Source organism: Pseudonocardia xinjiangensis (genome assembly GCF_012911925.1).
In the GTDB taxonomy this organism is placed as follows: Bacteria; Actinomycetota; Actinomycetes; order Mycobacteriales; family Pseudonocardiaceae; genus Pseudonocardia; species Pseudonocardia xinjiangensis.
Window position 1 is genome coordinate 1 of the sequence record NZ_JAAXKY010000023.1, and the last position, 19,205, is coordinate 19,205.

Annotated in this window: 18 protein-coding genes and 1 pseudogene; 11 read left to right on the forward strand and 8 right to left on the reverse strand. The window is 73.7% G+C overall.

Annotated features, from left to right (window positions below):
- Both HF577_RS09765 and HF577_RS09770 read right to left on the reverse strand, forming a co-directional pair.
- Window positions 1-221, reverse strand: a pseudogene (locus tag HF577_RS09765) (LytR C-terminal domain-containing protein); the annotation flags it as partial.
- 56 nt (window positions 222-277) lie between these two features.
- Window positions 278-583, reverse strand: coding sequence for a DUF3263 domain-containing protein (locus HF577_RS09770; RefSeq protein WP_169395443.1), 306 nt, complete (start codon window positions 581-583; stop codon window positions 278-280).
- A gap of 154 nt (window positions 584-737) precedes the next feature.
- Here HF577_RS09770 and HF577_RS09775 point away from each other — a divergent pair, with 154 nt between their 5' ends.
- Window positions 738-1,310: a peptide deformylase gene (locus HF577_RS09775; protein ID WP_169395444.1), complete on the forward strand. Its 573-nt coding sequence runs from the start codon at window positions 738-740 to the stop codon at window positions 1,308-1,310.
- Window positions 1,311-1,381: 71 nt separating this feature from the next.
- Window positions 1,382-2,293 carry a S1C family serine protease gene (locus HF577_RS09780; RefSeq protein ID WP_169395445.1) on the forward strand — a complete coding sequence of 304 codons (912 nt, stop codon included), beginning with the start codon at window positions 1,382-1,384 and terminating at the stop codon, window positions 2,291-2,293.
- A gap of 30 nt (window positions 2,294-2,323) precedes the next feature.
- On the opposite strand, the gene HF577_RS09785 is transcribed toward HF577_RS09780, so the two are convergent.
- Window positions 2,324-2,962: a response regulator transcription factor gene (locus tag HF577_RS09785; protein ID WP_312859038.1), complete on the reverse strand. Its 639-nt coding sequence runs from the start codon at window positions 2,960-2,962 to the stop codon at window positions 2,324-2,326.
- Window positions 2,959-4,137: a sensor histidine kinase gene (locus HF577_RS09790; RefSeq protein WP_169395446.1), complete on the reverse strand. Its 1,179-nt coding sequence runs from the start codon at window positions 4,135-4,137 to the stop codon at window positions 2,959-2,961. The genes HF577_RS09785 and HF577_RS09790 overlap by 4 nt, the downstream gene beginning before the upstream one ends.
- Before the next feature lie 118 nt (window positions 4,138-4,255).
- Between HF577_RS09790 and HF577_RS39180 the strand changes: the two genes are divergently transcribed.
- Genes HF577_RS39180 through HF577_RS09800 form a run of 3 tightly spaced genes read left to right on the forward strand, consistent with a single transcriptional unit; the run spans window position 4,256 to window position 7,346 of the window.
- The gene (locus HF577_RS39180) at window positions 4,256-4,378 is read left to right on the forward strand and encodes a hypothetical protein (protein WP_281359713.1); all 123 of its coding nucleotides are present in this window, start codon (window positions 4,256-4,258) and stop codon (window positions 4,376-4,378) included.
- Window positions 4,375-5,166 carry an ABC transporter ATP-binding protein gene (locus HF577_RS09795; RefSeq protein ID WP_407692197.1) on the forward strand — a complete coding sequence of 264 codons (792 nt, stop codon included), beginning with the start codon at window positions 4,375-4,377 and terminating at the stop codon, window positions 5,164-5,166. Before HF577_RS39180 ends, HF577_RS09795 begins: the two co-directional genes overlap by 4 nt.
- Complete coding sequence (locus HF577_RS09800; protein ID WP_169395448.1) at window positions 5,166-7,346, forward strand: FtsX-like permease family protein; 2,181 nt, start codon at window positions 5,166-5,168, stop codon at window positions 7,344-7,346. The genes HF577_RS09795 and HF577_RS09800 overlap by 1 nt, the downstream gene beginning before the upstream one ends.
- A 96-nt stretch (window positions 7,347-7,442) precedes the next feature.
- On the opposite strand, the gene HF577_RS09805 is transcribed toward HF577_RS09800, so the two are convergent.
- On the reverse strand, window positions 7,443-7,883 hold the full coding sequence (locus HF577_RS09805; protein ID WP_169395449.1) for a nitroreductase family deazaflavin-dependent oxidoreductase: 441 nt from the start codon (window positions 7,881-7,883) through the stop codon (window positions 7,443-7,445).
- Window positions 7,884-8,055: 172 nt separating this feature from the next.
- Between HF577_RS09805 and thiD the strand changes: the two genes are divergently transcribed.
- The 6 genes from thiD to HF577_RS09835 all read left to right on the forward strand — a co-directional run bounded on the left by thiD (window position 8,056) and on the right by HF577_RS09835 (window position 15,617).
- A complete protein-coding gene (gene thiD / locus HF577_RS09810) occupies window positions 8,056-8,913 on the forward strand; it encodes a bifunctional hydroxymethylpyrimidine kinase/phosphomethylpyrimidine kinase (protein WP_169395450.1) in 858 nt (285 codons plus the stop codon).
- 139 nt (window positions 8,914-9,052) lie between these two features.
- The gene (thiC, locus tag HF577_RS09815) at window positions 9,053-10,705 is read left to right on the forward strand and encodes a phosphomethylpyrimidine synthase ThiC (protein WP_169395451.1); all 1,653 of its coding nucleotides are present in this window, start codon (window positions 9,053-9,055) and stop codon (window positions 10,703-10,705) included.
- Window positions 10,706-10,783: 78 nt separating this feature from the next.
- On the forward strand, window positions 10,784-13,078 hold the full coding sequence (locus tag HF577_RS09820; protein ID WP_169395452.1) for a xanthine dehydrogenase family protein molybdopterin-binding subunit: 2,295 nt from the start codon (window positions 10,784-10,786) through the stop codon (window positions 13,076-13,078).
- 8 nt (window positions 13,079-13,086) lie between these two features.
- Window positions 13,087-13,659 (forward strand): (2Fe-2S)-binding protein, encoded by a 573-nt coding sequence (locus HF577_RS09825; protein WP_312859049.1) that lies wholly within the window; start codon window positions 13,087-13,089, stop codon window positions 13,657-13,659.
- Window positions 13,656-14,468, forward strand: coding sequence for an FAD binding domain-containing protein (locus HF577_RS09830; RefSeq protein ID WP_169395453.1), 813 nt, complete (start codon window positions 13,656-13,658; stop codon window positions 14,466-14,468). The genes HF577_RS09825 and HF577_RS09830 overlap by 4 nt, the downstream gene beginning before the upstream one ends.
- A 30-nt stretch (window positions 14,469-14,498) precedes the next feature.
- Window positions 14,499-15,617: a serine/threonine-protein kinase gene (locus tag HF577_RS09835; RefSeq protein WP_169395454.1), complete on the forward strand. Its 1,119-nt coding sequence runs from the start codon at window positions 14,499-14,501 to the stop codon at window positions 15,615-15,617.
- 10 nt (window positions 15,618-15,627) lie between these two features.
- On the opposite strand, the gene HF577_RS09840 is transcribed toward HF577_RS09835, so the two are convergent.
- The 3 genes from HF577_RS09840 to HF577_RS09850 form a co-directional block, all read right to left on the reverse strand.
- Window positions 15,628-17,142, reverse strand: a complete 1,515-nt coding sequence (locus tag HF577_RS09840) for a GMC family oxidoreductase (RefSeq protein WP_169395455.1) — start codon at window positions 17,140-17,142, stop codon at window positions 15,628-15,630.
- Between the two features lie 136 nt (window positions 17,143-17,278).
- The gene (locus HF577_RS09845) at window positions 17,279-17,938 is read right to left on the reverse strand and encodes a response regulator transcription factor (protein ID WP_169395456.1); all 660 of its coding nucleotides are present in this window, start codon (window positions 17,936-17,938) and stop codon (window positions 17,279-17,281) included.
- The gene (locus HF577_RS09850; RefSeq protein WP_169395457.1) at window positions 17,935-19,134 is read right to left on the reverse strand and encodes a sensor histidine kinase; all 1,200 of its coding nucleotides are present in this window, start codon (window positions 19,132-19,134) and stop codon (window positions 17,935-17,937) included. The genes HF577_RS09845 and HF577_RS09850 overlap by 4 nt, the downstream gene beginning before the upstream one ends.
- Window positions 19,135-19,205 lie beyond the last annotated feature (71 nt).

Consider the following 19,205-nt stretch of genomic DNA (forward strand, 5'->3'; position numbering starts at 1 on the left):
GTACCGCTGGTGGGCGGGACGGCCGCGCTCGCGCTGGGAGCGGGGGTGTCGGTGACCTGGGTGGACGGGGGTGGCGCAGCCGCCTGCGAGCCGTTGTCGCCGCCACCGCCGGTGGCGAGCGCGGTGAGACCGACGACGCCGGCGATGATCCCGATACCGATCAGTGCGAGACCGCCGATTCGCAGCGGAGACGGCCCCCCGGACGAAGCGGGTGCGGTCACGAATGCCTCCGGTGGGGGGTTAGTTCCGTTCAGCGGCCGGGGCGATCATGGTGCCGCTACCACGGCTCGATGCCCAGGCGACGCGCCGCACGAGTGCGCTGCCGGCTGCTGCGCAGCCGTCGGAGCCTGCGTACGAGCAGTGGGTCGGCGGCGAGCGCCTCCGGCTTGTCGATCAGTGCGTTGAGGACCTGGTAGTAGCGGGTGGCCGACATGTCGAACAGCTCGCGGATCGCCTGTTCCTTCGCGCCGGCGTACTTCCACCACTGACCCTCGAATGCGAGGATCTCGCGTTCCCTGCGGTCCAGCTCGCGGTTGGCGCTCCCGGCGGGAGACCCCCCGCTGGGGCCGGTGGCGGACTCCATCACGCTCCTTGCAGGCCTGGCCGTCGGCGAATGACATGCCTGTCATTCGCGGCGGCCATTCAACCACGATGGACCGACGGAAAGCGGTCAGGCACGCAGCACCCGGAGGAGTGGATCGACGGTCGGTACCCCAGCGGCGACTACTGTCATCACCGTGGCCGTCCGTCCCATCCGCATCGTCGGTGACCCTGTCCTGCACACGCCCACCCGGCCCGTCGAGGTCTTCGACGACGAGCTGAAGGCGCTGGTCGAGGACATGTTCGACACCATGGCTGCTGCTGACGGCGTCGGCCTCGCAGCGAACCAGATCGGTGTCGACCTGCGCCTGTTCGTCTACGACTGCCCCGACGAGGAACTGCGGGAGAGGGTGCGTGGCGTCGTCGTCAACCCCGTGCTGGAGACCTCGGAACGTCCCGAGACGATGCCCGACCCCGAGGACGACGAGGAGGGCTGCCTCTCGGTGCCGGGCGAGCACTTCCCGACGGGCCGTGCGGAGTGGGCCCGTGTCACGGGCTCGGACATCGACGGGACGCCGGTGGCGGTGGAGGGCCGCGGGTTCCTGGCCCGGTGCCTGCAGCACGAGACCGACCACCTCGACGGCGTGATCTACCTCGACCGGCTCGTCGGGCGCAACCAGCGGGCCGCCCGCCGGATGCTCAAGCAGCTCGAGTGGGGGGTGCCGGGGCTGTCGTGGGATCCGGCCACCCAGCAGGCAGAGGACGTCTAGGAGCGGCAGGAACACGAGCGGAGAGCCTGGCGTTCCGACTTCTGCAACACTGTAAGCAGAAGGAGGTCGCCATGGACGAACTCGACTCCTACTCCCGCACCGTCAGTGCGGTGGCGGCCGAGCTGACCGGCCGGGTGGCGGCGATCCGCACCGGGCGTGGCAGCGGCTCCGCCGTGGTCGTCGACGCCGACGGCGTACTGGTCACCAACGCCCACGTGGTCGGCGAGGCCACCCGGGGCCGCGCCGACTTCGTCGACGGCACCCAGTCCGACATCGTCGTGGTGGGCACCGACCCTCTCTCCGATCTCGCGGTGCTCCGGGCCGCACGGCCGGGCGACCTGCCGCCGCCTGCGCGGCTCGGCGACGCCGACGAGCTCGTCGTCGGCCAGCTCGTGGTGGCCGTCGGCAACCCGCTGGGCCTCGCCGGCTCGGTGACGGCAGGCGTCGTGAGCGCGCTCGGCCGGGCCCTGCCCACCCGCAGCGGGAGCGCGGGCCGCGTCGTGGAGGACGTCATCCAGACCGACGCGGCGCTCAACCCCGGCAACTCGGGGGGAGCGCTCGCCGACAGCCGCGGGCGCGTGGTCGGGATCAACACCGCCGTCGCCGGGGTCGGGCTCGGGCTGGCGGTGCCGGTCAACGCGACGACGCGGCGGATCGTGGCCGCCCTGCTCGCCGACGGGCGGGTGCGGCGCGCCTACCTCGGGGTCGTCGGCGCCCCCGCGCCCGTGCCGGCGACGGTCGCCGAGCGCTACGGCCGAGGCAGCGGGCTGCGCCTCGCCGAGGTGATCGGCGGCAGCCCGGCTGCCCAGGCCGGACTGCGGGCCGGCGACCTCGTGCTCGACGTCGGCCGGCGCCCGGTGCAGGACGCGCAGGGCGTGCAGCGCCAGCTCTTCGGCGACGCGATCGGGGTGCCGCTGCCGGTCACCGTGCTGCGCAACGGAGCGATGGTCGACGTGGTCGCGGTGCCCACCGAGCTGCGCTGACACCACCAGCTGTGCCGACACCACCCTGGGTCAGCGCACGTAGCCGTGCTCCCACGCCCACGCGGCGATCTCCACCCGGTTCCGGGCCGACAGCTTGGCCTGGACGTTGGTGAGGTGCGTCTTCACCGTCGACAGGGAGACGAACAGCTCGGCCGCGATCTCCGCGTTCGTGCGGCCCCGGGCGACGGCCCGCACGACGTCCAGCTCCCGTGGGGAGAGCGGGTCGGGCAGCGGGGACCCCGTGGCCGGCCGGGTGGCCAGGTGCTTCAGCAGCCGCACGGTGACCGACGGCGAGACGAGCGCGTCACCCGCCGCCGCGGCCCGCACCGCCTCGACGAGCAGCCGTGGCCCGGCGTCCTTGAGCAGGAACCCGCACGCCCCCACCCGCAGTGCGCCGTACACGTACTCGTCGAGGTCGAACGTCGTGACGACGACGATCCGCGGCGGCTCCCGGTCGGCCATCAGCAGACGCGTGGCCTCCAGCCCGTCCAGCTCGGGCATGCGGATGTCCATGAGCACGACGTCCGGCCGCAGCTCGCGGGCGCGGGCGATGGCGTCGACCCCGGTGCCGGCCTCGCCGACCACCTCGATGCCGTCCTCGGCCGACAGGATCAGCCGGAAACCGGTGCGCACCATCTCCTGGTCGTCGGCGAGCAGGACCCGGATCACCGTGCGCCCCGCAGCGGCAGGCGCACCGACACCGTCCACTCCCCGGGGCCCGTCGGCCCGGCGGTGAGCGTGCCGTCCAGCGCGCCCACCCGCTCGGCCATCCCGGCGAGCCCGAAGCCGCTCGACCCCGCGCGTGGCCCGGCGCCCCCCGCGGACACCCCGTCATTGCGGACCGACACCACCAGTGCCTCCTCGCGCATCCGGACGTCCACCTCCACGGCTGTGGCGTCCGGAGCATGCCTGCGGACGTTGGTCAGAGCTTCCTGTACGACCCGGTACCCGGTTGCGGCGATCCCCGCGGGCAGCACGGCGTGCTCCAGCCCGGGCGCGGTCGCGAGCCGCACGAGCCGGGCGTCGGGGTCGAACCGGCGGACGAGCGTGTGGACCTCGCGCAGCTCCGCGCCCGGGGTGCGCGTGGCCTCCGTCCCGTCCTGGCCGCGCAGCACCCCGACCATCCGGCGCATCGCGGCCAGCGCGTCCGTTCCTGCTGTCTCGATCGCGGCGAGCGCCCTGTCGACGTCGTCGGGGGAGGTGCGGGCCACCACCGCCGCGGCCTGAGCAGCCACGACGATCCCGGTGACGTGGTGGGCGACCACGTCGTGCAGCTCGCGGGCGAGCTCCATCCGCTCCGCCGCCCGGACGTCCGCGAGTGCCGCGCGCCTGCGCGTCTCGACCTCGCGCAGGACGAGCCCGACGGCGACGGCGCCGCCCCAGCCGAGCGCGCACGGCAGGGCGAGCCCGCGGGCGTCGTCCTGGGCGAATCGGATGACCGGCGACCCGACGATCGCCACCGCGGCGGCCGCGGTGAGCAGCAGCGCGGGGCGCAGCCGGCAGCGGCGCAGCACGGTGACGACAGCCACGGCGAGCGCGAGCAGCTCCGCGAAGGAGAGGAAGTAGGGGCCGTTCGGGCGGCCCAGCAGCCCGACCGCCGGGGTCAGGGTGAGGACCGAGATCGTCAGCGAGGAGCCCACCGCGAACACGGCGACGAGGACCGCGTCCGCGCCCGGCCGCCTGCGCAGCAGGACGATCCCGGCGACGGCGATCCCGGCGACGACGGGGAGGTAGTTGCCGGTGGTGTGGGAGATGACGGCGTCGGCCAGGAGCCACACCGCGTAGGCGGCCAGCTCGACCACCAGGTCGACATGCCGCCGGACCCAGCGGAGCGGGCGGATCATGCAACGAGCCTATTGCGCCTCCGCTCGTGCCCCCTCGGCCGGAAGTACGAGGTCCGGGCGTTCCGTTCGGTCCTCCGGACGAGGTGCGCCATGCAGCTGCACTGAGATCGTTCCGGTCATGACGGACATGATCGCTGCGGTGTTGGGCACCGCGGCATGGGCGACGGGCCTGCTCGTCCTGGCGTTGATGGCGGCGCTGCCGCTCCTGGAGCGGTTCGGCACGCCGGGTGCGCGGCGGTGACCGGTCCGCTGCCGCCCGGTGCCGACCTGCGGGCGCCGTCGCGCCACCTCCGTCCGGCCATCCGCGCCGTCGACCTCGTGAAGGTCCACGGTCGCGGCGATGCCGCCGTCCGCGCGCTCGACGGGGTGGATCTCGCCGTACCCGCGGCCCGGTTCACCGCGATCATGGGGCCGTCCGGTTCCGGCAAGTCCACGCTGCTGCACCTGCTCGCCGGGCTGGACAACGCCACGTCCGGCCAGGTCCTCCTCGGCGACACCGAACTGGGCGCGTGCAGCGACGCCCAGCTGACCGCTCTGCGTCGCGACCGGATCGGGTTTGTGTTCCAGGCCTTCAACCTGCTGCCCCAGCTGACCGCGGCGCAGAACATCGAGCTGCCCGCACGGCTGGCGGGGCGCCGTCCCGACCGGGCGTGGCGCGACACCCTCGTCGGCCTGCTCGGCATCGGCGACCGGCTCACGCACCGCCCCACCCAGCTGTCGGGCGGCCAGCAGCAGCGGGTCGCCGTGGCCAGGGCGCTGCTGGGCCGGCCCGAGGTGGTCTTCGCGGACGAGCCGACCGGCAACCTCGACACCGCCAGTGGCCACGAACTGCTGCACCTGCTGCGCACGTCGGTCAGGGAGCTCGGCCAGACCGTCGTGATGGTGACGCACGACCCGGTCGCGGCCTCGTTCGCCGACGAGGTGGTCCTGCTGCGGGACGGTCGCGTGGCCGGCTCGGTGCCCGACCCGCGCCCGGACTCCGTTCTCTCCGCACTGTCTGCGCTGTCCGGCGCCCGGGCGGGTATCTGATGGCCGCCGGTGCGGCGGGGGCGCTGCTCGCCGAGACCCGCCGCCGTCCGGGACGCCTGCTGCTCACGGGGCTCGCCATCACGGTGGCCACGGTCTTCGCGGCCGGCACGCTCCTGTTCGGCGAGACGCTGCGCTCGTACCTGGGCGCCACCAGCGTGGAGACGCCCGACACGGTCGCGGCTGTCGTCATGCCGGACCGCCTGCCGGAGGACGCCCGTGCCGACCTCGACGGCCGGGTGTCCTCCGTGGACGGCGTGGCGCAGGCCGTGGAGCTGCGGGAGCTCTACCCGACCGTCGGGGGCGCAGGCGCGGCCACGACCTGGCGGGTGACGTCCGATCCGATGACCGGGCCCCTCACCCGCCTTTCCGCACCTCCGGTGCGGGGCACGTTGCCGGCGGGACTCGACGAGGTGGCGGTGGGCGAGGGCACGGCGAAGCGCACCGACCTCGCGCCGGGCGACACGGTCACGCTGTCCGCGGGTGCGGGGGCCCCGCAGACGGTGACGGTCACCGCCGTGGTGCCGCTGGACGACGGAGGGCTGAACTCGCTCGTCACCACTCCCGACGCCATGTCGGCACTCGGCGGCTTTCTCGAACAGGTGGACGTCGCCGCGGATCCGGGGGTCGACCCCGCGGAGCTGGCTGCCCGTATCTCCGCTGCCCTCGGAGCCCCCGACGCCGCACGGACGGGCAGCGAGCAGCGAGCGGCCGAGCTCGCAGACGGGTCGGCCTCGGTGAGCGCCGTGCTCGTCGGCGTCGGCGTGTTCGCGGCGCTGGCCTTGGTCGCGGCCTCCGTGATCGTCGCGTCCACCTTCCGCATCGTGCTCACCCAGCGGCGCACGCAGATGGCCCTGCTGCGGTGCGTGGGGGCACGGCGGGGGCAGGTGGTCCGGGCCGTGCTCGCCGAGGCGGTCGTCACCGGCCTCGTCGCGGGAGCCTTGGGCGTGGGGTTGGCGTTGCTCGCCGGGTACGGGCTGGTCGCGGCGATGCGCGCGAGCGGCATGCAGGACGTGCCGGGCCTGGTGGTGTGGTGGGCGGGGCTCGCCGGGGTGCTGGTGGTGGCCGTGCTGGCGACGGTGCTGGCCGCGCTCGCACCCGCGCTGGCGGCGGCGCGCATCCCCCCGGTGGCCGCACTGGGTGTCGCCGACGCCTCGGACGCCGGAACACCCCGCGCCGGACGCCGGATCGCGGTCGCCGCCGTACTGGCGGTGGCCGCAGGCGGCCTCGCCGCACTGGCACTCGGCGTCGCGCGGACCTCCGACGAGCTCGCGATGCTGGTCGTGGCGGGATCCGGGATCGTCGCGTTCGGCGCGCTCATCGTCATCGGCCCCGTGCTGGTGCGGGGGCTGGTGGCGGTCGCCGGGCGTCCCATCGCCGCGATCGGCGGCGCGTCCGGGCGGCTCGCGGTGGCCAACGCCGCCCAGGTGCCCCGACGCACCGCGGCGACGATCTCGGTGTTGGCTCTCGGCGTCGGCCTGACGTCGGCCCTGCTGGTCGGGGTGTCGTCGGTCCGCGCAGGAGCCGAGCAGAACATCGCCGAGATGTTCCCGACCGACGTCGTCGTCGCGACGGGGGACGCCGAAGGCGCCGCGGCACTGGCGGCCCGGCTGGCTGCCGATCCCCGGCTGACGGTGCGGGCCGACGGGCCTGCCGTGTTCGTCGACCCCGCGCCGGGGGTCGCGGAGGACGAGGCCCGCGAGGCTGTCGAGCAGGGGGCGAGCGGGGCGCCGGGCGCGCTGGTGCAGTACGCCGGGGACGTGCGGGACCAGGTGGAGGAGACGCTCGCCATCGCGCAGCTCATCGGGTTCGGGCTCGTCGGGATGACCGCGCTCGTCGCCGTGGTGGGGGTGGGCGTCACGCTGACGCTGTCGGTGACGGAACGGACCAGGGAGACCGGGCTGCTGCGCGCGGTGGGGCTGTCCCGGCGCGGCGTCCGTTCGATGGTGGCCTGGGAGGCCGCTCTGACCGGCGCGGGTGCCGCCGTGGTCGGGGCCGTGCTCGGTGCGGTCTACGGCGCGCTCGGCATGCAGGTGCTCGGCCTCGCCACAAGCCTCTCGCTGCCCATTCTGACGCTCACCGGGCTCGTTGTCGGGGTCGTCGTCGTGGCGGCATTGGCTGCGATGGCACCGGCCGTCCGTGCCGGTCGCGTGCCGCCGATCCGCGCGCTCCAGGAGGCGTGAGGGCGGGCTACGGCGGGGTCCGACACACACGGCACCGGCCGGAGGGGCGCCGAGACCCGGCTGCCCGGCGGCCGGCGCCGCGGTCGCACCGGAGGCTCAGGCCTCGGCCGGCTCCAGCAGGAAGACGGGGATCTGGCGGTCGGTCTTCTTCTGGTAGTCGGCGTAGTCGGGGTACGCCTCGACGGCCCGCTCCCACCAGGTGGCCTTCTCGTCGCCGGTGACCTCGCGGGCGACGTAGTCCTTGGAGACGGTGCCGTCCTGCAGCTCGACGTGCGGGTCGGCCTTCACGTTGTAGTACCAGACCGGGTTCTTCGGGGCGCCGCCGAGCGAGGCGACGATCGCGTACCGGCCGTCGTGCTCGACGCGCATGAGCGGCACCTTGCGCAGCTTCCCGGACTTCGCGCCGCGGGTGGTCAGCAGGATCACCTTGCGGCCCTTGATGTCGACGCTCTCCGTGGTGCCGGTCTCGAAGATCTTCTCGGTCTGGTCGCGGACCCAGCCGACGGGGCTGATCTCGTACTCACCTGTCAATGGCATATCCGTGGGCAACCCGGGGGCGACCTTGAACATTCCGTGATCTCTGGCGCACCGGGCGTCGCCCAGGTTACGGTCGGGGTACCACGGGAGCTCGCAGCAGCGGGCTGAGAGGGCGGCTGGGCGCCGCCGACCGCAGGAACCTGTCCGGGTAATGCCGGCGTAGGGAGGCAACATGGGAGAGCCGACGGTGGGCGTCACACCGCCGCGGGTGCTCACGATCGCGGGCACGGACTCGGGTGGGGGCGCCGGAGTCGCCGCCGACCTGCGCGCGTTCACCGGCTGCGGGGTACACGGATGCATCGCGGTCACCGCGGTCACCGTGCAGAACTCCGTGGGCGTCACGGGCGTGCACCCGATCCCGCCGGAGACGGTGGCCGCCCAGATCGAGACCGTGGCCGGCGACATCGGGCTGGACGCGGCGAAGACCGGCATGCTCGCGAGCCGCCCGATCATCGAGGCCATCGTGGCGGCCTGCGACCGGGTGGGGATCGGCGGCACCGGCCCCATCCCGTTCGTGATCGACCCGGTCGCGGCGTCGATGCACGGTGACCCGCTGCTGGCCGACGAGGCGCTGGACGCCTACCGCACGCTGCTGTTCCCGCGCGCCACCGTCATCACCCCGAACCTCGACGAGGTGCGGTTACTGGTCGGGATCGACGTCCACGACCGCAGCGCGCAGTACGACGCCGCGAAGGTGCTGCACGGCCTCGGGCCGCAGTACGTGCTGGTGAAGGGCGGCCACCTGGAGGAGGACGTCGACAGGTGCGTCGACCTCCTCTACGACGGCCACACCTTCACCGAGCTGCCCGGGCCCCGCTTCGACACCGGCAACACCCACGGCGGCGGCGACAGCATGGGCGCGGCCATCGCGTCCGGGCTCGCCCGGGGCCTGGCCGTGCCGGAGGCGGTCGCGTTCGGCAAGCGCTACGTCGTGGAGGCCGTCCGGCACTCCTACCCACTCGGTGCCGGCCACGGGCCGGTGTCGCCGCTGTGGGCGGTGCGCCACTGGTGGGAGGAGCCCACCCCCTGATCTCCCGGTCGCTCGACCGGTGAGCACAACTCCAGATGACACGCGGGAGCTCGTGATCGAACGGGCTGAGAGGGCGGCTGACCATCGCCGCCGACCGCAGAACCTGTCCGGGTAATGCCGGCGTAGGAAGGACGATGCCATGACGGCACTCGAGGACCGTTCGGTCCGCCCCGAGGTCACCACCGGTCCCATCAGGGGCTCGCACAAGGTGTACCTGGACGGCCCGGACGACCTGCGGGTCCCGGTCCGCCGGGTGGAGCTCAGCACCGGCGAACACCACGACGTCTACGACACATCAGGGCCGTACACGGACGCCGACGCCACGATCGACGTCCGCGCCGGCCTGCCGGCACTGCGTGCCCCGTGGATCGCCGCCCGGGAGCCGGTGGACGGCGCCGCCACGCAGCTGGCCTGGGCCCGGGCCGGGGTGGTCACCCCGGAGATGCGGTTCATCGCGATCCGGGAGGGGGTGGACGCGGAGCTGGTGCGGTCCGAGGTCGCCCGCGGCCGGGCCGTGATCCCGGCGAACCGGTGCCACCCCGAGGCCGAGCCGATGATCATCGGCAAGTCGTTCCTGGTGAAGATCAACGCCAACCTCGGCAACTCGGCGGTGACCTCCTCGATCGAGGAGGAGGTGGAGAAGATGGTGTGGGCCACCCGCTGGGGCGCCGACACCGTCATGGACCTGTCGACCGGCAGGAACATCCACGAGACGCGCGAGTGGATCCTGCGGAACTCCCCCGTCCCGATCGGCACGGTGCCGATCTACCAGGCGCTGGAGAAGGTGGACGGCGACCCGGCGAAGCTGTCGTGGGAGGTCTACCGCGACACCGTGATCGAGCAGTGCGAGCAGGGCGTCGACTACATGACGGTGCACGCCGGCGTCCTGCTGCGCTACGTGCCGCTCACCGCGAAGCGCGTCACGGGCATCGTGTCGCGTGGCGGGTCGATCATGGCGGCCTGGTGCCTCGCGCACCACCGCGAGTCGTTCCTCTACACGAGGTTCGAGGAGCTCTGCGAGATCCTCCGCGCCTACGACGTCACGTTCTCCCTCGGCGACGGGCTGCGGCCCGGCTCGATCGCCGACGCCAACGACGAGGCGCAGCTCGCCGAGCTGCGGACCCTCGGAGAGCTCACGGCCATCGCCAGGGCACGGGACGTGCAGGTGATGATCGAGGGGCCCGGCCACGTCCCGCTGCACAAGATCGCGGAGAACGTGCGGCTGGAGGAGGAGTGGTGCGGCGAGGCGCCGTTCTACACCCTCGGCCCGCTCGCCACCGACATCGCGCCCGGCTACGACCACATCACCAGCGCGATCGGCGCCGCCACGATCGCGGCCCGCGGCACCGCGATGCTCTGCTACGTCACGCCGAAGGAGCACCTCGGCCTGCCGGACCGGGACGACGTCAAGACCGGCGTGATCACCTACAAGATCGCCGCGCATGCCGCCGACCTCGCGAAGGAGCACCCCAGGGCCCAGGCCCGCGACGACGCGCTGTCCGCCGCCCGGTTCGAGTTCCGCTGGCTCGACCAGTTCCACCTCTCGCTCGATCCGGACACGGCGCTGTCCTTCCACGACGAGACGCTGCCGGCCGAGCCGGCCAAGACCGCGCACTTCTGCTCGATGTGCGGGCCGAAGTTCTGCTCGATGCGCATCACGCAGGACGTCCGCGAGTACGCGGAGGCGCACGGGCTGACGAGCGTGGAGGCGATCGAGGCCGGTATGTCGGAGAAGGCCGAGGAGTTCACCAGCAGTGGCGGCCGGGTCCAGTTGCCCATCGTGAACGGGTGAGTCCCGGTGGCGTCCCGGGAGATCGTGTGACGCGCTGCGCCACGCGATCAGAGCAGCTCCGGACTAGGCTCGACGGCGATGAGCATCATGGGCACGCGCGTCGTCCGTACAGAGGATCCGGTGTTCCTCTCCCGGGGCGCCACCTACACCGATGACCTGACCGACGAGCGGCTGAACGGTGCCTTGCACCTCACGCTCGTGCGGTCCCCGCTCGCGCACGCGCGGATCACCGCCGTCGACGTCGAGGCCGCCCGCGAGGCGCCCGGCGTCGTCGCGGTGTTCACCGGGGCCGACGTCGACCTGGCGCCGGCGCTGTTGTTCGCGGGCGCCAACCCCGGCATGGTCCGACCCTGGCTGGCCACCGACAAGGTGCGGTTCGTCGGCGAGCCGGTGGCCGCCGTACTGACCGAGCAGGTCTACCAGGGCCAGGACGCCGCCGACCTGGTCGAGGTCGACTACGACCCGCTGCCTGCGGTGGTCGACCCCAGGGCCGCGCTCGCGGACGAGGTGTTGCTGTTCGAGGAGGTCGGCACCAACCTCGCCGGCGGCTTCGGGCACGACAAGGAGTTCGACGAGCACCTCTTCGACGACTGCGACGTCGTCGTCACGCGGGACATCGTCAACCAGCGCCTCGCCGCCTCTCCGCTGGAGACGCGCGCCGCCGCCGCCGTCTGGGGCGACGACGGGCGCGTCACCCTCTGGGCGTCCACCCAGAACCCGCAGTCCGCCCGGGACGAGATCGCCGGGTGGCTGGGCATCGACGCCGCGCTGATCCACCTGATCGCGCCCGACGTGGGCGGCGGTTTCGGTGCGAAGATCGGGGCCGACCCCGAGTTCGCGCTGGTGGTGTGGCTCGCCAAGGCCGTCGGCCGCCCCGTGCGCTGGGCGGAGACCCGCTCGGAGAACCTCACCGGGATGCTGCAGGGCCGGGCGCAGCTGCAGACCATCACGATCGGCGGCAACCGCGACGGCGACGTGCTCGCCTACCGCCTCGACATCCTGGCCGACGCCGGTGCCTACCCGCGTCTCGGCGTGTTCCTGCCGTTCTTCACCCGGCAGATGGCCCCTGGTGTCTACGACATCCCCAAGGTCGAGTCGCGGGCGCGCACCGTCGTCACCACCACGACGTCGACGGGCGCCTACCGCGGCGCCGGGCGTCCGGAGGCCACCGCGGCGATCGAGCGGGCCATGGACCTGTTCGCCGCCGAGATCGGCAAGGACCCGGCCGAGGTCCGCAAGCGCAACGTCGTGCCGCCGGACGCGTTCCCGTTCGAGACCAAGGGCGGCGCCGTCTACGACAGCGGCGAGTACGCGAAGGCCATCGACCGGGTGCTGGAGGGCGCGGGCTACGCCGAGCTGCGCGCCGAGCAGGCCGCCCGCCGCGAGCGTGGCGACGTCGTCCAGCTCGGGATCGGCGTCTCGGCCTACGTCGAGATCACCGGCGGCGGCGCGTTCAGCGAGGACGCGTCGGTCGAGGTGCACGCCGACGGCACGGTCACGGTGCTGACCGGTACCTCACCACACGGCCAGGGTCACGCCACGGCGTGGTCGATGCTCGCCAGCGAGCACCTGGGCATCCCCATCGAGAAGATCACGGTGAAGCACGGCGACACCGACCTCATCCCGCGGGGTTCCGGCACCATGGGCTCGCGCAGCCTGCAGACCGGCGGTGTGGCCGTCCACCAGGCGGCGGGCGAGCTCGTCGAGCTGGCGAAGCGGCGCGCGGCCGACGTCCTGGAGGCGAGCGTCGACGACCTGGAGGTCGCCGAGGGCGCGGTCACGGTCAAGGGCACGGACACGAGCGTCACGCTCGCCCAGCTCGCGGAGAAGGAGCAGCTGAAGGTCGACACCGTGTTCGACAGCGGCGCCCCGACGTTCCCGTTCGGCGCGCACGTCGCGGTCGTGGAGGTCGACATCGAGTCGGGCAAGGCCGTGGTCGACCGGATCGTCACACTCGACGACGCCGGGCCGATCGTGAACCCGCTGCTCGCCGAGGGCCAGCGTCACGGCGGTATCGCCCAGGGCATCTCCCAGGCGCTGCTCGAGGAGGTCGTCTACGACTCCGAGGGCAACCCGCTCACGGCCACCTTCGCCGACTACGCGTTCCCGTCGGCGGCCGAGCTGCCCAGCTTCACGCTGCTGGACATGGCCACACCCACCAACCTCAACCCGCTCGGCGCCAAGGGCATCGGCGAGGCGGGCACCATCGGTGCCACGCCCGCGGTGCAGAGCGCGGTGATCGACGCCGTGTCCTACCTCGGCGTCCGCCACATCGACATGCCCACCAGCCCGCTGCGGGTGTGGGAGGCCATCAACGCCGCCCGCGTCGAAAGCGGAGCCGGCAGCGACAGCTCCGAGGGAGCGCAGCAGTGACGATCTCAGTGAACACATCCGTCAAGGTCGGGATCACCGTCAACGGCGAGGAGACCACCGCCGACGTCGAGCCGCGCCTGCTGCTCGTGCACTACCTGCGGGACGTGCTCGGGCTCAAGGCCACGAACGTCGGCTGCGACACCACCTCCTGCGGCGCCTGCACGGTGCTCGTGGACGGCGAGTCGGTGAAGTCGTGCACCGTGCTCGCGGTGCAGGCCGACGGGCAGTCGGTCACCACGATGGAGGGGCTCTCCCCGAACTCCACCGAGCTGCACCCGATGGCGGCGGCGTTCCGCGCCGAGCACGGCCTGCAGTGCGGGTTCTGCACGCCCGGCATGGTGATGGCCGCGGTGAGCCTGCTGGAGGAGAACCCCACCCCCACCGAGCGCGAGGTGCGCGAGGGTCTCGAGGGCAACCTCTGCCGGTGCACGGGCTACCACAACATCGTGCGCGCGGTGCTCTCCGCCAGCGGCCAGAACCCCGACGCCGTGCAGACCACCTCCGTCGACGCGGACGCCGACCAGTCACCGGCCGGCGGCGTCGAGTCCGCGCCGGGCTTCTCCACCGGGAGTGGTGCATGATCCCCGTCGCTTTCTCCTACGCGCGTCCGGACTCCGTCGACGGTGCGCTGGCGCTGCTCGCGGAGCACGGGGAGGACGCCACGATCCTCGCGGGTGGCCACTCGCTGCTGCCGGTGATGAAGCTCCGGCTCGGTGCGCCCGAGGTGGTCATCGACATCGGGCGGCTGCCGGAGCTGCGCTACATCCGGGTCCAGGGCGACGAGGTCGCGATCGGCGCCGGCACCCGGCACCGCGACCTGGAGGCCTCCGACGTGCTCGGATCCGACGTGCCACTGCTCGCCGCGGTGGCCCGCACCGTCGGTGACCCGCAGGTGCGCCACCGCGGAACCATCGGCGGGTCCCTGGCGCACGCCGACCCGGCGTCCGACCTCCCGGCCGCTGTCCTCGCGCTCGACGCCACCATCGTGCTGCGCAGCCCGCGCGGGGAGCGTCAGGTCCCCGCCACCGGCTTCTACACCGGGATGTTCTCCTCGGTGAAGGAGCCCGACGAGCTGATCGTCGAGATCCGGGTGCCGCGCACGGGCTCGGCCGGGTGGGCGTACGAGAAGTTCACCCGTCGGGCCAACGACTGGGCGATCGTCGGGGTCGCGGTCGTCGACGGCCGCGTGGGCCTGGTCAACATGGGAGCGAGCCCGTTGCGGGCGTCGGCCACGGAGGCCGCGCTGGCCGACGGGGCGTCGATCGACGAGGCTGCGGCGCTGGCTGACCAGGGCACGGACCCGCAGACCGACGTGTCGGCCACGGCGGAGTACCGGCGGCACCTCGCCCGGCTCCTCACCCGCCGCGCCCTCACGACCGCCGCCGGCTGACACTCCTGGGGATGATTCCGCCATTTGCGCATGGATGCGGCGCAATGGGGGAACGAGGACGGCATGGCCCTCGACGAGTCCATGCCGTCCAGGGATCGCGCTGCTGAGCCCCGGGACGGGCGCCGGCTCATCGCCGGTCGGTACGCGCTCGGCCGGGTGCTCGGCACCGGGTCGTCTGCGGTCGTCCACCGGGCTCGTGACCTGCGCAGCGGCGACGAGGTGGCGGTCAAGCGGTTCCACTCCGGGTCGTCGCCGCACGACCTGCGCCAGCAGCGCCGGGAGATGACGGTGCTCGCGCGGCTCGACCACCCCGGCCTGGTCGGGCTGCACGACGGGGGCACCGAGGACGGGAGGCCGTTCGTGGTCACCGACCTCGTCGAAGGTCCGACGCTGGCCCAGCGGATCAGCGCGGGCCCGATCGCGCCCGGAGCGGTGCGGACGCTCGGCAGGCAGCTGGCCGAGGCGCTCGCCCACGTGCACAGCGGTGGGATCGTGCACCGGGACGTGAAACCCGCGAACGTGCTGCTCGACGGCGTCCGCCCGCGGCTCGCCGACTTCGGCATCGCCCGCGCGCTCGACGGGACCGCTGCCACCGCGACCGGGTGCGTCGTCGGCACGGCCGCCTACCTCGCTCCCGAGCAGGTGCGCGGGGAGGCGGTCGGACCTCCGGTCGACGTCTACGCGCTGGGCCTCGTGCTGCTGGAGGCCCTCACCGGACGCCGCGAGTATCCCGGCCTCGCGGTGGAGTCGGCGACCGCGCGGCTGCACCGCTGTCCCGCGGTGCCGCGCGGACTGCCCGGTGGCCTCGGCGAGCTCCTCGACGCGATGACGAGGAGCGACCCTCGGCAACGGCCCACCGCCGCCCAGGTCGCCGCCGTCCTCGCCGCGGATCCGGCTCGCCGGACGCGACGGGCACCTGCCGGGTTGCGACACGGGCGGCACCGGCTGCCCTGCCGTGGGCAGCGCAGGCCTGCGGCGTCCCGCCTCACGCTCATGCTGCTCACCGGGGTGGTCGCGGTACTCGCCGGGGCCTCGCCGTCGGACCCACCCGCTCCCGTCTCCGTGCCGGACGTCGATCAGGGCGCCGTGGTGCCCGGGATCCCGGGGGCGTCGCACGGCACCGTGTCCGCCGGTCTGCTGAACGAGTAATGCGGCAGCGTCAGTGCGCGTCGATGATCAGGTCGGCGCCGCGCTCGGCGATGGCGAGCACTGTGGCGTTGGGGTTCATCGAGGGCACCGACGGTATGACGGAGGCGTCCGCGACCAGCAACCCCCGCACCCCGTGGACCCGCAGGTGCGGGTCGACGGCGGCGAGATCGTCCACGCCGATCCGACAGGTCCCCACCGGGTGGAACTGCGTGCTCGCGCTGCGCCGGACGAACTCCCGCCAGGCGGCTCGGTCACGTGTGCCGGGGCCGGGCGCGACCTCGGTGGGCTGCCAGGAGGAGAACGCCGCCGCCGCACCGACCTGCCGCGCCATCTGCAGGCCCGCCACCAGCGTGTCCACGTCGCGCTCGTCGTCGAGGTAGCGGGGGTCGATCAGCGGGGCCTGGCGGGGATCGGCCCCGGCCAGCCGCACCGTCCCCCGGCTGTGGGGCGTCGAGAGGGCGGCCGCGATCGTGTAGCCGTGCGGCGGCAGTGGTGTCAGAGCCGGCGAGTACGGCGCGTGGATGGGGTACAGCTGCACGTTCGGGTCGGGCCCGGCCGCGGCGGTGCGCAGCAGGGCGGTGAGCTCGGTGTGGTTGTTGACGCCCAGCGGGATGTCCTCGTCCGTGGCGTAGACGACTCCGCTCTGGACGTGGTCGTGGAGGTTCGCCCCCACCCCCGGCACATCGGCCGCGACGCCGATGCCGAGCTCGCGCAGGTGCGGCGCCGGACCGATGCCGGAGAGCATCAACAGCTGCGGGGATCCGATGGTGCCCGCGCAGAGCACGACCTCCCCGTCCGTGCGGACGCTGCGGGTCTCCCCGTCGATCTCGTAGTCGACGCCCTCGCACCGGTCCCCGGCGATGACCAGCCTGCGGACGGACGCGTCGCAGGTGACCGTCAGGTTCGGCCGGCCCAGATGGGGCCGCAGGTAGGCGTCGGCCGAGGTCTGGCGGACGCCGCCGACGACGGTGACGTCGTACCACCCCACGCCGTACTGGTCGGCGCCGCTGATGTCCTGCGTGCCGGGGTGCCCCGCAGCGAGGACGGCGTCGGAGAACGCCTCCGACAGCGGGTGCCGCCGGGTCACCGGAGCGACCGTCATCGGACCCCCGGTGCCGCGGTAGGCCGGGTCCCGCCCCTGGGTGTGCTCGGTGCGCCGGAAGTAGGGGAGCAGGTCCTGATACGACCAGCCGTGCGCCCCCGCTGCCTGCCATCCGTCGAACACGGAGCGGTCGCCGCGGGGAAAGGCCATGCCGTTGATCGCTCCGGAGCCACCGAGGACCCGCCCTCGGGGCCACGCGTGGACCGTGCCGTTCGTGCCACGTTGCGGCACCGTCTCGTAGGCCCAGTCGACCGTGCTGCCGAGCAGTTCCTGCCAGCGGGCCGGGACGCTCATGGCGGGCGGCCCGGTCGCAGGCCCCGCCTCCAGGAGCAGTACCCGCGTGCCGGGGTTCTCGGAGAGACGCGCCGCCAGCACGCACCCCGCGCTCCCACCACCGACCACGACGTGGTCGTAGGTCTCCATGCCGAACCCCCCACCGCACCGCCGCCTCGTACGCCGAGCGCGGCAACGGGTCCGACGCTAGTTCCGCGCACCCGGCCGGAGGGCAGGCCGACGTCGGACGTCACAGCTCGCCGTGCATGGGGCCGTCCGCCGACCGTCAGCCGACGAGGCCGGCGTCCTGCGCGGCGATGGCCGCCTGCACCCGGGACCGCAGCCCGAGTTTCGTGAGCACCCGGGACACGTGCGTCTTCGTGGTCGCCTCCGTGATCACCAGCTCCGCGGCGATCTCGGCGTTGGACAGGCCACGCCCCAGGCAGGTGAGCACGTCGGTCTCCCGGGGCGTCAGGTCGGCGAGACCCGACGGCGGCTGCGGACGGCGGGCCGGTGGCGCGAGGCGGGAGATCACCCGTCGGGTGATCTCCGGGGCGAGCACCCCGTCACCACGGGCCACCGCCCGCACGGCCGCGAGCAGCGACGGGGCGTCGACGGACTTGAGCAGGAACCCGGCCGCCCCGGCGGCGAGGGCGGAGTCGACGTAGTCGTCGAGGTCGAAGGTCGTGAGCACGAGCACCTCGCACACCCGGTCCCGCGTGCCGGGATCCCCCACGAGCCTGCGGGTGGCCTCGATCCCGTCGATGCCGGGCATCCGGATGTCCATCAGCACGACGTCCGGGGCGGTCTCCCGCGCCAGCGCGACGGCCGCGAGCCCGTCGGCCGCCTCGCCGACCACCGTGATGTCCGGCGCGGAGTCGAGGATCATCGTCAGGCCGGTGCGGATCGCCGCCTGGTCGTCGGCCACCACCACGCGAACCGTCATCGCGACACCCCGTCCGGCACGGGCACGGGCAGCGCGGCGCGGACACTCCAGGTCAGCCCCTGCCGGCCCGCCTCGACCGTGCCGCCCACCGCACCCGCCCGCTCGGCGAGCCCCACCAGTCCGGTACCGGTGCCCGGGGCCGCCGGGGCGTCCGGAACGAGGTCGTTGTCCACCTCGATCACCAGCTCACCGTCCCGGTGCTGCAGCGTCAGGTGCACCGCGCAGCCGGGGGCGTGCTTGGCCGCGTTCGTCAACGACTCCTGCACGATCCGGTAGGCGGCGAGATCCACGGCGGCCGCGACCGGACCGGGCCCGCAGCGGCGGTCGTCCACGTCGATCCGCAGCCCGTTGGACCGCCCGGCGGCGAGCAGGTCGTCGAGGCGGCCGAGCCCGGCCGGGGAGGTGCGCGGCTCCGCGTCGGCCGAGTCGTCGGCCCGTAGCAGGCCGATCATGGTGCGCATCTCCGCGAGCGACGCCACGCTGTCGCGGCGCACCGCCGCCAGTACCCGGCGCAGGGTGGCCGGGTCGGCGTCGGGCAGGGTGAGCGCGGCCTCGGACTGGATCGCGATGGCCGACAGCTGGCCCGCGATCACGTCGTGCAGGTCCCGGGCCATCCGGGTGCGCTCCGCGGTGATCGCCGCGACCCGGTCCAGCTCGGCCATCCGGCGGGTCTGCTCGGTGCGCTCGCGCTCGGAGTCGGCCGCCTCGCGATGCCGTCGGACCTCCTGGGCCCACAGCACGGGTATCGCGAGCAGCAGGCCGAGGTTGAGCACGGTGAGCAGGGCAGCCCGGCCGCCGTCGGAGACGAGGCTGGCCAGCCCGAGGCCGCCCGCGACCAGCGCGGCGGTGGCCGCCACCGCCCGGCTCGCGCGCCGCGAGGTGAACAGGATGGCGCAGTAGAGCATGTCGCCGAAGACCAGGACCGCTCCCAGCGGGCTGCTCCCGGTGGCCAGCATCCCGCCGACCACCGCGGCACAGGCCACGGCCAGACCGAGCACGGGCCGTCCCCGCCGTTGCGTCTCGCCGAGGCACGCCACGGCGATCACGACGAGCCCGGCCCAGAGCGGCGGTTCTCCCGCGCCGGGGCGCGCTGACACCGTGACCTCGGGCAGGACCAGCAGCAGGAGCGCGCCGACCGCGAAGTAGCCGATGGCCTGGAACGCGTCCTCGCCCCGCTCCCGTCCCGACAGCCGCACGCGCCCATCCCAGCACGGCCGCCCGGTGCGGCGCGTCGGTCGAAGGAGGTACGTCCGGGGCGGCGGAGATC

Coding starts and splice junctions, on each gene's coding strand:
- HF577_RS09770 (WP_169395443.1), bottom strand. CDS start 583: ATGGAGTCCGCCACCGGCCCCAGCGGGGGGTCTCCCGCCGGGAGCGCC.
- HF577_RS09830 (WP_169395453.1), top strand. CDS start 13,656: ATGATCCCCGTCGCTTTCTCCTACGCGCGTCCGGACTCCGTCGACGGT.
- thiD (WP_169395450.1), top strand. CDS start 8,056: ATGGGAGAGCCGACGGTGGGCGTCACACCGCCGCGGGTGCTCACGATC.
- HF577_RS09790 (WP_169395446.1), bottom strand. CDS start 4,137: ATGATCCGCCCGCTCCGCTGGGTCCGGCGGCATGTCGACCTGGTGGTC.
- HF577_RS09845 (WP_169395456.1), bottom strand. CDS start 17,938: ATGACGGTTCGCGTGGTGGTGGCCGACGACCAGGCGGCGATCCGCACC.
- HF577_RS09800 (WP_169395448.1), top strand. CDS start 5,166: ATGGCCGCCGGTGCGGCGGGGGCGCTGCTCGCCGAGACCCGCCGCCGT.
- HF577_RS09840 (WP_169395455.1), bottom strand. CDS start 17,142: ATGGAGACCTACGACCACGTCGTGGTCGGTGGTGGGAGCGCGGGGTGC.
- HF577_RS39180 (WP_281359713.1), top strand. CDS start 4,256: ATGACGGACATGATCGCTGCGGTGTTGGGCACCGCGGCATGGGCGACG.
- HF577_RS09835 (WP_169395454.1), top strand. CDS start 14,499: ATGGATGCGGCGCAATGGGGGAACGAGGACGGCATGGCCCTCGACGAG.
- HF577_RS09780 (WP_169395445.1), top strand. CDS start 1,382: ATGGACGAACTCGACTCCTACTCCCGCACCGTCAGTGCGGTGGCGGCC.
- HF577_RS09820 (WP_169395452.1), top strand. CDS start 10,784: ATGAGCATCATGGGCACGCGCGTCGTCCGTACAGAGGATCCGGTGTTC.
- HF577_RS09805 (WP_169395449.1), bottom strand. CDS start 7,883: ATGCCATTGACAGGTGAGTACGAGATCAGCCCCGTCGGCTGGGTCCGC.
- thiC (WP_169395451.1), top strand. CDS start 9,053: ATGACGGCACTCGAGGACCGTTCGGTCCGCCCCGAGGTCACCACCGGT.